Annotated in this window: 14 protein-coding genes and 2 pseudogenes; 9 read left to right on the plus strand and 7 right to left on the minus strand. The window is 56.5% G+C overall.

Annotated elements, in window-relative coordinates:
- The first annotated feature begins 90 nt into the window (after nucleotides 1-90).
- Nucleotides 91-336, plus strand: a complete 246-nt coding sequence (locus KW849_RS30280; RefSeq protein ID WP_218433713.1) for a transposase — start codon at nucleotides 91-93, stop codon at nucleotides 334-336.
- A gap of 45 nt (nucleotides 337-381) precedes the next feature.
- Here KW849_RS30280 and KW849_RS31630 read toward each other — a convergent pair.
- Nucleotides 382-480: pseudogene (locus KW849_RS31630) on the minus strand (VOC family protein); the annotation flags it as partial.
- Nucleotides 477-1172: a glutathione S-transferase N-terminal domain-containing protein gene (locus KW849_RS30285; protein ID WP_218433716.1), complete on the minus strand. Its 696-nt coding sequence runs from the start codon at nucleotides 1170-1172 to the stop codon at nucleotides 477-479. The pseudogene KW849_RS31630 and the gene KW849_RS30285, both read right to left, overlap by 4 nt.
- A 99-nt stretch (nucleotides 1173-1271) precedes the next feature.
- Between KW849_RS30285 and KW849_RS30290 the strand changes: the two genes are divergently transcribed.
- The 4 genes and pseudogenes from KW849_RS30290 to KW849_RS30305 form a co-directional block, all read left to right on the plus strand.
- Nucleotides 1272-2132 (plus strand): LysR family transcriptional regulator, encoded by an 861-nt coding sequence (locus KW849_RS30290; RefSeq protein ID WP_218433718.1) that lies wholly within the window; start codon nucleotides 1272-1274, stop codon nucleotides 2130-2132.
- Between the two features lie 135 nt (nucleotides 2133-2267).
- Nucleotides 2268-2510 carry a hypothetical protein gene (locus KW849_RS30295; protein ID WP_256357461.1) on the plus strand — a complete coding sequence of 81 codons (243 nt, stop codon included), beginning with the start codon at nucleotides 2268-2270 and terminating at the stop codon, nucleotides 2508-2510.
- Nucleotides 2511-3070: 560 nt separating this feature from the next.
- On the plus strand, nucleotides 3071-4552 hold the full coding sequence (locus KW849_RS30300; RefSeq protein ID WP_371319196.1) for a DUF1254 domain-containing protein: 1482 nt from the start codon (nucleotides 3071-3073) through the stop codon (nucleotides 4550-4552).
- Between the two features lie 234 nt (nucleotides 4553-4786).
- Nucleotides 4787-5023 (plus strand): annotated as a pseudogene (locus tag KW849_RS30305) (transposase); the annotation flags it as partial.
- Here the strand turns inward: KW849_RS30305 and KW849_RS30310 are convergent.
- From KW849_RS30310 to KW849_RS30320, 3 genes are all read right to left on the minus strand, one after another.
- Nucleotides 5023-5559 carry an NADPH-dependent FMN reductase gene (locus KW849_RS30310; protein ID WP_218433720.1) on the minus strand — a complete coding sequence of 179 codons (537 nt, stop codon included), beginning with the start codon at nucleotides 5557-5559 and terminating at the stop codon, nucleotides 5023-5025. The pseudogene KW849_RS30305 and the gene KW849_RS30310 sit on opposite strands and share 1 nt — an antisense overlap.
- A gap of 334 nt (nucleotides 5560-5893) precedes the next feature.
- Entirely contained in the window at nucleotides 5894-6436 is a 543-nt protein-coding gene (locus KW849_RS30315) for a DinB family protein (protein WP_218433722.1), read from the minus strand.
- A 92-nt stretch (nucleotides 6437-6528) separates the two neighbouring features.
- A complete protein-coding gene (locus KW849_RS30320; RefSeq protein WP_218433723.1) occupies nucleotides 6529-7446 on the minus strand; it encodes a LysR family transcriptional regulator in 918 nt (305 codons plus the stop codon).
- Nucleotides 7447-7563: 117 nt separating this feature from the next.
- Here KW849_RS30320 and KW849_RS30325 point away from each other — a divergent pair, with 117 nt between their 5' ends.
- The 4 genes from KW849_RS30325 to KW849_RS30340 all read left to right on the plus strand — a co-directional run bounded on the left by KW849_RS30325 (nucleotide 7564) and on the right by KW849_RS30340 (nucleotide 11088).
- Nucleotides 7564-7983 (plus strand): ester cyclase, encoded by a 420-nt coding sequence (locus KW849_RS30325; protein WP_218433725.1) that lies wholly within the window; start codon nucleotides 7564-7566, stop codon nucleotides 7981-7983.
- Between the two features lie 3 nt (nucleotides 7984-7986).
- The gene (locus KW849_RS30330) at nucleotides 7987-9054 is read left to right on the plus strand and encodes an SDR family oxidoreductase (protein ID WP_218433727.1); all 1068 of its coding nucleotides are present in this window, start codon (nucleotides 7987-7989) and stop codon (nucleotides 9052-9054) included.
- A gap of 170 nt (nucleotides 9055-9224) precedes the next feature.
- A complete protein-coding gene (locus KW849_RS30335) occupies nucleotides 9225-9767 on the plus strand; it encodes a histidine phosphatase family protein (protein WP_218433844.1) in 543 nt (180 codons plus the stop codon).
- A 127-nt stretch (nucleotides 9768-9894) separates the two neighbouring features.
- Nucleotides 9895-11088, plus strand: a complete 1194-nt coding sequence (locus KW849_RS30340; RefSeq protein ID WP_218433729.1) for an MFS transporter — start codon at nucleotides 9895-9897, stop codon at nucleotides 11086-11088.
- Between the two features lie 18 nt (nucleotides 11089-11106).
- Here KW849_RS30340 and KW849_RS30345 read toward each other — a convergent pair whose 3' ends face one another.
- On the minus strand, nucleotides 11107-11598 hold the full coding sequence (locus KW849_RS30345; protein ID WP_108219348.1) for an Lrp/AsnC family transcriptional regulator: 492 nt from the start codon (nucleotides 11596-11598) through the stop codon (nucleotides 11107-11109).
- Nucleotides 11599-11645: 47 nt separating this feature from the next.
- Nucleotides 11646-12302 carry a 2-haloalkanoic acid dehalogenase gene (locus tag KW849_RS30350; RefSeq protein WP_218433730.1) on the minus strand — a complete coding sequence of 219 codons (657 nt, stop codon included), beginning with the start codon at nucleotides 12300-12302 and terminating at the stop codon, nucleotides 11646-11648.
- Nucleotides 12303-12323: the final 21 nt, after the last annotated feature.

A 12323-nucleotide genomic window follows, 5' to 3' on the forward strand; every position in this document is an offset into this window, starting at 1 on the left:
AAGTCATCTGCCCAGCCCCGCAAGGCCCGGACATGGTGCGCACTTAAATTCAAGTGGGCACCAGTTCTAGCCTTTCAAGCGGGTATTTTCATGCAGCCACAACGCCGTTCCTACTCCAAGTCCTTCAAGGCCCAGGTCATTCAAGCGTGTGCCCAGCCCGGCGCTTCGATTGCCAGCATCGCGCTCAGCCATAGTCTCAACGCGAACCTCGTACACAAATGGATTCGGGTTCTGTATCGGTGCTGGCAGACCAGGACGCCCTACGATGAAACCACCTATTTGAATGCCTTGAGGAAGCGTGGTTCACCGCTCCTGAAGAACCTCGATTTAGGTTGACTGACTTCCTCAGGGCGTGAAGCGGACGGTCGCCTTAGCCAGCGTTCAGATTGAATAAACCGGCCGCTCACCCAAACGCTCTACCAACCTTACGAGATAGCCATCGGGATCCTGGACGATGAATTCGCGCTGGCGCGGGTCTACCCACGCAACGTGTGTTGGCGGCCGGAGGCTATGTGGAACTCATCTCCAGCAGGTCGCAACGAATGGGGCGGCCCCTCTATTCTTATCGTTTTTTGCACTGAATCCATCGATGTCACCCTCGTCGCGAATACTTCGAGGTTTGGCCATGGTGCAAGATCAAGTCCGATGCGACGCGCCCAACTCAGCATTACGAATAGATAAGCGTCCGGCGCTGTAAAAGTCTCACCCATCAGGAAGCAACGGCCTTCTAGGCAGCGGTCAACATAGGCGAGGCGCGGTGATACGTGAACTTGGGTCACCGCTTGCCCCTCGACCGTCTTCGACAGAAAGTTGGCGGCTACGCCGCCGTGACGCTCAGGCGTGATGAAATTCTTGTGCAGCTCGGTTGCGATAAAACTGAGCCATTCCATTTCATGGTAACGCCGGACATCGTCTGGTGACGCAAGCAATGTTTTTGCGGGGGCAAGGTCAGCAATATAGGTGAGAATGACTAGGCATTCCGTCAGCATGTCACCGTCCTCTAGACGCAGGGCTGGGACGTAAGACTTCGGGTTGATCAGGTTGTAATCGCCGTCAGTCCACGTTTTGGATGCCAGATCGACCCGTTCGGCTCGAAACGGCACGCCAGCCTCATGAAGCAGAATATGCGGCGCCATGGAACTCGCGCCAGCAGCATAGAATAAGGTCAACATCGTAGATCGCTCCTAAGTAATGACGATGTCATCTTCTCAAGCATCAAGAGCCGATAAAATGCGTGAAATCACAGGCGAAGCGTGCGGAAACACACCTATATGCTGAATTGGCAGGATCTCCAGTATTTTTTGGCTGTGGCGCGTCACGGCTCTCTGTCCGGTGCGGCGAATGAGTTGCGGGTTGACCATACGACAGTAGGCCGTCGCGTCTCGCATCTTGAAACTGCTACAGGACTCAAGCTTATTGATAGATTGCCTCGGACAACGCGATTGACCGAACAAGGTCGGTCTCTTGCTGACGTTGCGGCCTCAATGGAGGGTATTGCTCAGGATGTTCAACGCCATGTGCGTGGGCAAAGCTCGGACGTTTCGGGAACGGTTGTCATCAGTGCCTTGCCGGTTCTTACTTCATTCGTCATCGCGCCTAGCTTGGCAAGCCTACGTTCGAATTACCCAGAACTGCATGTCGTCCTGAGTGCGACATCAGCAGTTGTGTCACTCGAACGTGGTGAGGCGGATATATCGTTAGGCTTTGTGCGACCAGATACGCAAAGTCGTATCGTCCGAAAAGTGGGGATGCTGCCGCTGGCCCTTTATGCCCATGCTGCAACTGAAAATACGTTGCCCGACACTTGGTCCTTCATCTGTTTTGAAACCAGCCTCGACCACATCCCCCAGCAGCGCTGGCTTCAGGACTTCGCTGGCGTGCGTCCTTTTGTGCTGCGGACGAACGACGTACTGACGCAATATCAGGCTGCGAGATCGGGCCTCGGCCTTAGCCTGCTACCTTGCCTGCTCGGCGACGCGGATGCGGAACTGGTCAAAGTATCCGTGGATGCCCCCCCTTCACCACGTCCCCTATGGATGTCGGTACACGCCGACATTCGCAAGTCTCCTGCGGTGCGGGTGGTGATGGATCACCTGGTTGCTACGTTTGCCGAGTTGCTGTCTGCCAGATAAGTGGACACCCGCGCAATTATGCAAGGTGCGACGGACGCTTCCTCCAGGTCGCACGCTACAACGCGTTCGGGGGGCCTGCACCTGCAACCCTAACCGGGCTTCTATACTTCCCCGCTGCCCTTGAGATAGTAGGTCATGGATGAAGGTCTTCAAGCACGCTACAAAGGCATGACCTCAAGAGAGCTGGGTAGCGACGTCAGCGCCGCCGATGAGGTCATGCAGCAAGCCATCGATACCTTGCGCCGATACCACGAAGCGCTTTCCTGCGCATCGTTAGGAGAACTCGAACGGCTGAAGGCAGATGCTGAGGCAAAATTCGCCAGTGTCAGCTTGTGCCAACAGCGCATCCTGTCCGGGCTCACCAAGCGGCTGCATTGAGTCCAATGACCCTTCTGGTTTAACAATAACCATGACTGCTTCGTGGGCGAAGGCGCCGGCTTCGCTTTTCGCCTCAATCCGTCCTTGACGGCAGCGAGCCGATCGGCTGTTCTCTAAGCCAAATGGCCCGTAACGGCGGCGAGTAAATGTTACGGAACTGAATCTGACCTGCATCTCGTATTCATCGTGGCGAAAAAAACGTACAAATAACGGGGAGTTGGTGTCCGGTTTTGTAGGGGTAAGTCCATTTATTGTGATCTACACTCCCTGGGCGTGTGAGTTGGCGCTTCGCCACAGGATTTACTCATTCGCTAAATAAAAGAGACAGACCTGAATTTCCGTTGGGTCGCGATCTGGAAAGGGGCATGTCAGTCGATCAGCAAAACCCTTGTCTGGCAATCGTGTATCAGGCGAGTTCGACAACGCCTGGATTGAAGCCCTGATCGCCAACATGACTTGGCGCTATTGAAAAAAGTCGGGAGGGCTTCAGGCATTCAGATTATTTCACCGTGGTCATGAATACTCACGGTGCCAGCTTGCTCAAAACCAACGAGGTGAAAATGAACAGGAAGTCTAACCGGGGCTGGACAATGGCTGCGGCACTCGTCGTCGCAGGTTCAACGCTTTTCACGGGGTGTGCGGGCAAGAACGATCCGATCGCGCAGGCAGACAAGGCGGATGTGGCCAAGGGCGTGGCCGCGCCGAGTCTGGAGCAGACCAAGGCGATCGCCGAGGAAGGCTTTATCTACGGCTTGCCGCTGGTCATGAACTACGCCGTGATGAACGAATATGCCGTGGACAAGGGCGGCCCGCAATACAAGGCGCCGTTCAATCAGATCAAGAGTGAGCCTCGCGTCTTCACCTACCAAGACACAGCGATCATCACTCCGAACAGCGACACCCCGTACTCGTTTGTCTGGCTGGACTTGCGCGCGGAGCCGATGGTGATCTCGGTGCCGGCGGTGGACAAGCGGCGTTACTACTCGGTGCAGCTAATCGACGGCAACACCTACAACTACGGTTACATCGGCAGCCGTGCCACCGGCAGCGAGCCAGGCCACTACATGGTGGTCGGTCCCGACTGGAAAGGCGCGCCCCCTCCCGGTATCAAGAAAGTCTTCACCTCGACCACTCCCTTCGCCTTGAGCGGCATTCGGACTCAGCTCTTCAATGCCAAGGACATGCCGAACGTCGAGAAGGTGCAGGCGGGCTACAAGGTCCAGCCGCTGTCCGCCTTCCTCCATCAACCCGCGCCGCCCGCTGCGCCGAAGATTGCTTTCGTGCCGGCCACCACGGAGGGCATCAAGGCCAACTTCTTCGAGTACCTGTCGGCCGCTCTGGAGTATGTGCCGCCATCGGCTGAGGACCAGGCGATCCGGGCGAAGCTGGCCAGCATCGGCGTAGGCCCCGGTCGCAGCTTCGAATTCAAGGACCTCTCGCTCGAGCACAAGGCCGTGGTCCTGCTCGGGATGAAGGCCGGTGACGAGAAGGTCGACAAGTTCCTCGCGAGCGGGACGAAGAACATCAACGGCTGGAACGTCGGCGCGTACTTCGGCGACCAAACGTTCTACAAGGCCGACTGGCTGAAGCGTGCCGGTGCCGCGAAGGGCGGCCTCTATGGCAACGACGCCGTCGAGGCAATGTATCCCAACACGCGCACCGACGGCACCGGCCAGACGTTGAATACCGGCAAGCACAAGTACACGCTCACCTTCCCGGCCGGCAAACTGCCGCCCGTCAATGCCTTCTGGTCGGTGACCATGTACGACGGCAAGAGCCAGCTGCTGATCAAGAATCCGCTCAACCGTTACCTGATCAACTCGCCGATGCTGTCGGCGATGAAGAAGAACGCGGATGGCTCACTGACCCTGTACATACAGAAGGATTCGCCGGGCAAGGCCAAGGAGTCCAACTGGTTGCCGGCGCCTGACGACACGGCCTATCTGGTGATGCGCCTCTATTGGCCGAAGACCACGCAACCTTCGATTCTTCCTGCTGGCGCCGGCAGCTGGCAGCCGCCGGCAGTGGTGGCATCGAAGTAACGCGACGCTCGCGGCCCATTGCTGACACTCGCCGTAGGTCGGTGTCGGCCAGCGCTTCCTTTGTGCCAATAGCAGCCGATCATGACGGGCTGCTATTGGCCGTTCTCTGCCGGTCATGGCCACGAAGCAAGTTGGTCAGGGTGATCGCGGTATTCGGCGCGGCTAAGCCGCACTGTGCTTATCTGTTCGCCAACCGGCGCTCTACTCGTATGAAAGTTCTGGTGCATGACGGTTTCGGCTATCAGCAGAGCACTGGATTACAGCCTGAAACGCTGGGCAGCACTATCGCGCTATGTTGATGACGGGGCGGTTCCCATTGACAACAATTGGGCCGACAACCAGATCCGACCATGGGCTCCTGGACGCAAGAACTGGCTCTTTGCAGGATCTCTACGCAGCGGAAAACGGGCGGTGGCGATCATGAGTTTGATCCAGTCTGCACGGCTCAATGGCCATGATCCGTACGTGTATCAGCCCGCTTTTTTTCCATCGATTTGCTGCTTGAATGCTTCAAGTGCCGAAACGATCAGTGGGCGGATCGTTGGATCATTTGCGATAGTCTCTGCACTCAATTGCGTGGAAAGCAAATTTACGGATATCGATGCTTGCTCCACGATACAAGCCGACATTGTTTCCAGAACCAGCCGCAGTGCCGCCTGCGCGTGCGAAGCCCGAGGTGAAGCGTTGAAAAGAGCAACGGGTTTACCTGGGAACTCCTCAGAGCTAACGAGCCAGTCCAGCATATTCTTGAATGAGCCGGGAATTCCGCGAGCGTACTCAGGGCAAGAGATCAGAACGCCGTCCGCGTGGGCGATACTCAAGCGTAAGCCCATGATGGATTCAGGAGGATTTTCCGTGAAATCCGGGTTGAAATGAGGTAACTGGCCAACGTCGTGATAATGCGCTATCGACAGCCCTTCGGGACAGAGAACCTCAGCTGCACGCAACAGCACTGAGTTGGAGGAGGCCTCACGAAGACTCCCTGAAACTGCAAGCAAACGCACCATGTCAACACGCTCCCTGATTTGTAGGGCGGGGAGTGTCGCATGAGGGTCACTTACTGCACCATCATTGGCCCTGCCACTGGAGTCAATCCCGTGCCTTGGTTTCTGGGCGATGACCAGATGGCTTTGCCAGACGCTTGTGTCGCAAGGTCACCCTGCCCCCCCCGGGATTAGCTATCAGGTAGGCAACGATGCGGAGGGACACCGCACGTTCACCACCAGCGGTGCAAGGTGTTCGTCATGGATCAAGCCAGGGCGACAGCGATGCAATCAGTGCGATCCGAATCGAATTACCCCTTGTGGCGGTGAATTCTCAATACCGGTATCCCGCTTTTCTTCATACGCCGGATCGGGATGGGATGAGGACGACTAAATCTGTATCACCTATGTCGACACCAGCCTGTGAAAGCAGCGTAGTAACCTGGCCACGGTGATGGGTCTGATGGTTGAAGAAATGCATCACCAGGCCGTAAAAGTCCTTGTCGGACACGACACCCTTGAAGCTGGCGTAATGCAGGGTGTGATCCAGATCGGACTCTGTAATAGAGCTGGCCCATTCGACGATGATCTGATCAAGCCTCTCTCGATACTCTGAGAGTTCTCGAATAGTTGAGAACAACGCCTGGTCAAGGTTTTTCGGATCAGAAAGTCGCCTCACCGGCTCCAACGCCGAGTGGTTCGCCGGATGTTTGGCGAATCGCTTTAGCCACACGGTGTCTCCGGCTGCCACGTGGTTCAGCGTCCCGAGAATCGACCTGAAGAACGCTTTTCTATCAGCTGAGAGCTCATCATCGGACAGGCACCTGGCCGCTCCATAGATCTTTTCGTTCATCCATTTGTTATAGGTCGCCATCAGGCAGATATGGCCGGTACGGCTCATGTGCTCATCCTTTGAGTGGGTATTTGACAAGCGCTCCACGCTCACCGCAAAACCCAGTCTATTGCACGGTGCCCCGTACGCGGTAGAGATCGTTATTGCTCCGATACTCGCCGGTCACCCCCCAAGAGATAACCTTCGACATTTTCCATGGACAGGGCTTCGAGTAGCACCTGCTCCAGGATGGCAAAAAAACATTTGATGTGGGCCTGCTTCAATGCCTGCGGCCGGGTCACCAGATAGACCTCCATATCTGGAAGGTGAAGATCGGGGAACAACCCGATCAGATCCTTCGCCAGTATGCGGGGCAGTACGGCCACCCCCATACCCCGCCTCACCGACTCGAGCTGCACGGCGAACGAATTCACGCTGATCTGCGCGCGGTCCAGACCACCGGCCTTTGCCGCACGCATTTGCGGCAACATGTCCAGCGGGGGAAGCAAGGCAACATTGACCGCAGTGGCCGGGGTCACCCCTGGAAACCGCTTCAGATAACCTGCATCAGCGAAGACACCGTAGGCGAGCCGGCCTATGGGTCGATAAATCAGCGACGGCTCACCCAGATGAGCTGTACGTACAGCAATGTCTGCCACGCCGCGGACGATCTTGTGAAAGTCGGCTGTGACCATCAGCTCCACCGAGCAACGCGGGTGCAGAGCAGTGAAGCGACTCGCGGCCTCCAGCACGCAAGACGAGAACCCCTCGCCTGCACTGACCAGGACACTGCCAGCCAGCTCTGTGTGCAGCTCGGAGATGCCTGCAGCGGTTTGACGCCTCAAGCCCGCTTCCGCAGCCAGGGCAACTTCCACGAGGGATTGGCCCCGCGAGGTCAACCAGCATCCTTCAACGCCCCGCTCAACGAGTGGCTCGCCCAGTGCGACCTCAAGTTGGGTCAGGCGGCGGGACACGGTAGACGCCGCGATACCCAGCAACTGGCCAGCTTGAAGGAAGCTGCCACGTCGCGAGACTGCCAACAGCAGACGAAGATCGTCCCAATTTGCTTGCAACGCCATGCGTCCTGTCCTCCCTGGTCTGCATATGTGCAAAGCCATTATGCAGTAGTCGCTGTTTTTCGGGGGAGGCCTCAAAGGTATATCTACAGGCCCTCGACACGAATGGAATGGACTGTAATGACGACTGGCCCCAACGACTATGCGGAACGCGCCTCAAGAGCCTTCAATCGCCGTGATGTGGAGGCGATGCTTGCGTTGGTTTGCGAAGACTTCATCTACCTCGACGGTTTGGGGACTCAAACCGGTCGCGACGCCATGCGCAAACGAGAGACTGCGCTGTTCGAAGCGTTCCCTGACGCCCAAGTGACCTTCACCCCATTCATGGTCGCTGACGATCGTTTGGCGCTGACTGCCTTACTGACCGGCACCTTCGCCGCACCCCTGGTGCTGCCAGGCCGGGTGATTGCACCCCATGGACGCCATATTACCGTGCACTTCGCCGCACACTTCACCTTCAGAAACGGGCTGGCCATCCGTGAAGAGGTCTTCTTCGACAGCGCGGTGTTGATGCCGTTAGCCGAACAGGGTGAGGGTTGAGTCATGCGCAGCGCATTTGTTACTGGAGCAACCGGCTTGCTGGGCAACAACCTGGTGCGTGAATTGGTCGCTCGTGGCTACACGGTCAAAGGCCTGGTCCGCTCAAGAGCCAAAGGTGAACAGCAGTTCAACAATCTGCCAGGTGTGGAACTGGTCGTGGGTGACATGGCCGATGTCGACGCATTCGCAGCATCGCTGCAAGGTTGCGATACGGTGTTTCACACCGCGGCGTTCTTTCGCGACAACTACAAGGGCGGCAGTCACTGGAAGGAACTCGAAAAGATCAATGTGTCTGGTACGCGGCGCCTGCTTAACCAGGCCTACCGCGCCGGTATACGACGATTCGTCCATACGTCTTCCATTGCCGTGCTCGACGGCGCACCTGGCTCGTCCATCGATGAGACATGCCTGCGGGCCGACGCCGACGCGGATGACTACTACCGCAGCAAGATCCTCGCCGACCGTGTCGTCTTGTCGTTCCTGGAAGCACATCCCGAGATGCATGCCTGCATGGTCCTGCCCGGTTGGATGTGGGGCCCTGCCGACATTGGCCCGACCTCCTCGGGACAATTGGTCAACGATGTCGTGAACGGCAAGTTGCCCGGGCTGATCCCTGGCAGCTTCTCCGTTGTCGATGCCCGTGATGTGGCATGGGCGCTGATTGCTGCCGCCAAACAGGGCCGACGAGGTGAGCGCTATCTCGCGGCGGGCCGACATATGACGATGCGTCAGCTGGTGCCTGTTCTAGGACGTATCGCTGGCGTAAAGACACCCGTTCGACAACTACCGCTGCCCCTTCTATACACCTTGGCGACTGTGCAGGAGATCTATGCGCGCCTGACCGGCAAGCCCATCCTGTTGAGCATGGCCACGTTGCGCCTGTTGATACGAGAGGAGTACCGCACCTGCTTCAACCACCGCAAGAGCGAGCAGGAGCTTGGCCTGAGTTTCCGGCCACTGGAGCTGACAATCACTGACACCGTGGCGTGGTACCGCGATCACGGCTGGTTTGAAAACCACAGTACGCGCGCCTCGAAGAAAAAAGGCTCATCCGTCATGGTCGACAACTGATTTTCGCAGACGGGATTACCGTCCAGTCCAAAAGCCGATAATCTCGAGCCTCATTGTGCGGTTTTATGCGGGTACGCGAGGCGTACCTTGAGCTTCCGAAACCGCACTTGCTGGTCATTTACCACACACCGGAACAAGGACGTCAATTTGTGAACAGGGAAATAATCCTGATGCGTCACGGCCAGCCAAAACTGGCCACAACCGACAGGATCTCAGCGCTCGAGATGAAAGACTGGATCGAGCAATACGACCGATCCGAAATTACCCACCACCCGATCCCGCATGCCAGCATGCAACTCGCCGCAACCGCTACGGTGATTGTTTCAAGCAGCGCGCCTCGTGCGCTGACCTCCCTCCAGGCGCTCGGCCTGAAGCCTGCACTGGTCGACGCACTTTTCTGCGAAGCACAACTGCCTTGTGGTCATTGGAAACGGCCACGGCTATCGCCGTTTACCTGGGCATTTATCCTTCGAGTCTTATGGCTGTGCGGTTACTCACGCAACGTCGAATCCGCCGGCACTGCGAGGATCCGCGCCAGCACCGCAGCCAAACGATTGCAGTCCCTTGCCAGCGATGGACCGGTTCTGCTGCTCGGTCATGGCTTCATGAATCGAATGATCGCCAAGCAACTGGTAGCCGACGGATGGGCTCGCCAAAAAGGTAACGGCAGCCAGTATTGGAGTGCGACCGTGTATCGATATGGCGGTGTGTAAGAGGCGCCAACGGGTCGGCAGAGAGGCCTGCCAAATGCAGCACTGCGTTCATCGTCATCCGGGTAAACCGTCTTGGCGATGCAGCGGCAGCTGCATTAAGGGACGATTCATTCAAGGGAGAGAAGTCGTGTCAGCCGCATCTGGGAACAGCAACATTTTTCGACTGGCAACCGCCCAGGCATTGGCGGGTGGTAACTCAGTCATCGTCTATGCAACCGGCGCTATCGTGGGAGACATGCTTGCACCGGATAAAGCATTGGCGACGCTGCCTATCTCCATTTTTGTCGTGGGCATGGCGAGCTGCACGCTACCTGCCGGCGCCATTGCGCAGCGCTATGGGCGCAGTCTCGTATTTATGCTGGGAGCGTTGTGCGGCATCCTGATGGGAGTGCTGGCTGCGATTGGCATTTATTTGTCCTCCTTTTTCATTTTCTGTGCTGCGATGCTGTTTGGTGGCGCTTATGCCGCTGTGGTGCTGACGTTCCGTTTCGCCGCCGCAGAATGCGTTCCAGAAAACAGGCAGCCCTGGGCGCTTTCAATCGTCATGGCTGCCGGGCTAGTGGCGGGTGTATTAGGTCCACAGACGGTCACCTATACGATGAACCTATGGGAGTCACACCTGTTTATTGCCACTTACATTGCAGCCGCATTAATGGCAGTGGTTTCGGCGGCGGTGCTGTCAGGTGTCGATTTGCCACGCCATGAGGCCGCTGTTCGTACTCCAGGTCGCCCGCTTGCGGTGATTGTTCGGCAGCCTCGACTCATCAACGCCATGCTCTGTGGTGTCATCATTTACACCTTGATGAATTTCCTGATGACTTCGGCCCCACTGGCAATGAAGCATGAGGATCTTTCACTGGAATCATCAAATCTGGCATTGCAGTGGCACGTCATTGCAATGTACGCACCCAGTTTTTTCACTGGAAATCTGATCCGCCGTTTTGGAGCAAACCGCGTTGTGTTGCTGGGGTTGATGTTAACCGGCGCTTCTATTGCTGTCGGGCTTGCCGGTGTGCAGTCCTACCACTTTTATCTATGTTTGGTGCTTCTGGGGATTGGTTGGAATTTCGGTTTTGTCGGCGCCTCTGCGCTCGTCCTTCAGTGCCATAAAACAAGCGAAAGAAACAGTGTCCAGGCGTTCAATGATTTCATTGTCTTTGGCGCCGTGGTGCTCGGCTCGTTTGCATCGGGAGGCATATTGAATCGATACGGTTGGACCGTTATTTGTGCGCTTGCCTTTGTACCTGTGCTGGTTGCCATACCGACGTTGATATTGAGCGAGCATCGCGTCTGGCGTTCAATCCAGGAACGCACAAGCTAGGTGCCGTCGGCGAACCATTTAATGGTGGCGCAATAGCCTACGCAGCGGGACCCCATCTTTAAGTACTGGGGATTTAATGACGATGTAACTGAAGTACTTGGAGATACCGATATTCTTGTCCAGCAGCCCTTCGATCACTTCCTGATAATGCTGAATACTGCAGGTCATGAAGCGCACCAGGTAATCGTAACCACCGCTGACTAAATGGCACTCAAGCACCTCATCGACCAAACGAATATTGGACTCGAACTTGGCGAAGTCCTCCCGTTTATGGTCGCTGAGCGTGATTTCAGTAAATACCGTGACCGAGTCGGTGATCTTGGCAAGGTTTAGATGAGCTCTATACCCGGAAATATAGCCAGCCGATTCAAGCCGTTTGACCCGCTGCAAGCATGGACTGGATGACAGACCCACCGCATCGGCCAGACTGACGTTGGTCATTCGACCGTCTTTTTGAAGCTCAACCAGGATACTGATATCAATTCGGTCTAGTTTGATTAAACCTTCCATCGGGTACCTCTTGATTGCCGTTCAGATAGACAGTGGTTTTAGCAAACTCAACGTCGCAAAGATAGCTGATGCTGAGCCACCAGGTCGGCCATGCTGGTGATGTAAAAATCTGCGGAATATTCCTGAGTATAATTCTCATGACCACGGCGGATCAGGCACAAACCAGCCAATTTTGGCGGCTGCGCAGGAGGTCTGGAAATCTGCAGAATATTTTTGGGCTCCAGGTTGTTGGCCAGCAACCACTCGCTGTCCTCCAATGGATTACTGGCTCGGGAATGCAGGTCTTCGGGCACAATCCCCAAACGCTCACAGAGCTGTTCGCGATCCTCGGCATCTCGATCGCAGTACACCAGCAGCCGATAGAATTTGCGCAGATACAACATGGCACCGGGCGCGTCCTCGAACAGCGACCAGTTGCACGCCGAACGGGCGAAACTCATGCCCTCTTCCCAACTGGCCTTGAGCCCAAAACGCTCTGCCAGCTGACGATGGGCAAAGCACAATAAGCCACTGAAGCCCAGCTCGGAAAAACGTGGATAGAGCGTGTGCACCGCCTCGTCAAACTCAGCCAATACCTCTTCCCTGCCTGGCATGCCCGGATGGTTTTCGAGCAAAGGTTGCAGGGCCGTCCAGATACCGGAATCCCGATCGACCAGGACTTCGTCGCAATCGATCAGCAGTGCACGATAATCAGTCAGGTACATGGTGTGTAGCCTCCCATGATG

The sequence above is a fragment of the Pseudomonas sp. PDM26 genome, from assembly GCF_019219185.1.
Classification (GTDB): Bacteria; Pseudomonadota; Gammaproteobacteria; order Pseudomonadales; family Pseudomonadaceae; genus Aquipseudomonas.

What these genes read in the sequence shown, in the direction of transcription:
- KW849_RS30280 (WP_218433713.1), top strand. Translation starts at nt 91, where the DNA reads ATGCAGCCACAACGCCGTTCCTACTCCAAGTCCTTCAAGGCCCAGGTC.
- KW849_RS30285 (WP_218433716.1), bottom strand. Translation starts at nt 1,172, where the DNA reads ATGTTGACCTTATTCTATGCTGCTGGCGCGAGTTCCATGGCGCCGCAT.
- KW849_RS30290 (WP_218433718.1), top strand. Translation starts at nt 1,272, where the DNA reads ATGCTGAATTGGCAGGATCTCCAGTATTTTTTGGCTGTGGCGCGTCAC.
- KW849_RS30295 (WP_256357461.1), top strand. Translation starts at nt 2,268, where the DNA reads ATGGATGAAGGTCTTCAAGCACGCTACAAAGGCATGACCTCAAGAGAG.
- KW849_RS30300 (WP_371319196.1), top strand. Translation starts at nt 3,071, where the DNA reads ATGAACAGGAAGTCTAACCGGGGCTGGACAATGGCTGCGGCACTCGTC.
- KW849_RS30310 (WP_218433720.1), bottom strand. Translation starts at nt 5,559, where the DNA reads ATGGTGCGTTTGCTTGCAGTTTCAGGGAGTCTTCGTGAGGCCTCCTCC.
- KW849_RS30315 (WP_218433722.1), bottom strand. Translation starts at nt 6,436, where the DNA reads ATGAGCCGTACCGGCCATATCTGCCTGATGGCGACCTATAACAAATGG.
- KW849_RS30320 (WP_218433723.1), bottom strand. Translation starts at nt 7,446, where the DNA reads ATGGCGTTGCAAGCAAATTGGGACGATCTTCGTCTGCTGTTGGCAGTC.
- KW849_RS30325 (WP_218433725.1), top strand. Translation starts at nt 7,564, where the DNA reads ATGACGACTGGCCCCAACGACTATGCGGAACGCGCCTCAAGAGCCTTC.
- KW849_RS30330 (WP_218433727.1), top strand. Translation starts at nt 7,987, where the DNA reads ATGCGCAGCGCATTTGTTACTGGAGCAACCGGCTTGCTGGGCAACAAC.
- KW849_RS30335 (WP_218433844.1), top strand. Translation starts at nt 9,225, where the DNA reads ATGCGTCACGGCCAGCCAAAACTGGCCACAACCGACAGGATCTCAGCG.
- KW849_RS30345 (WP_108219348.1), bottom strand. Translation starts at nt 11,598, where the DNA reads ATGGAAGGTTTAATCAAACTAGACCGAATTGATATCAGTATCCTGGTT.
- KW849_RS30350 (WP_218433730.1), bottom strand. Translation starts at nt 12,302, where the DNA reads ATGTACCTGACTGATTATCGTGCACTGCTGATCGATTGCGACGAAGTC.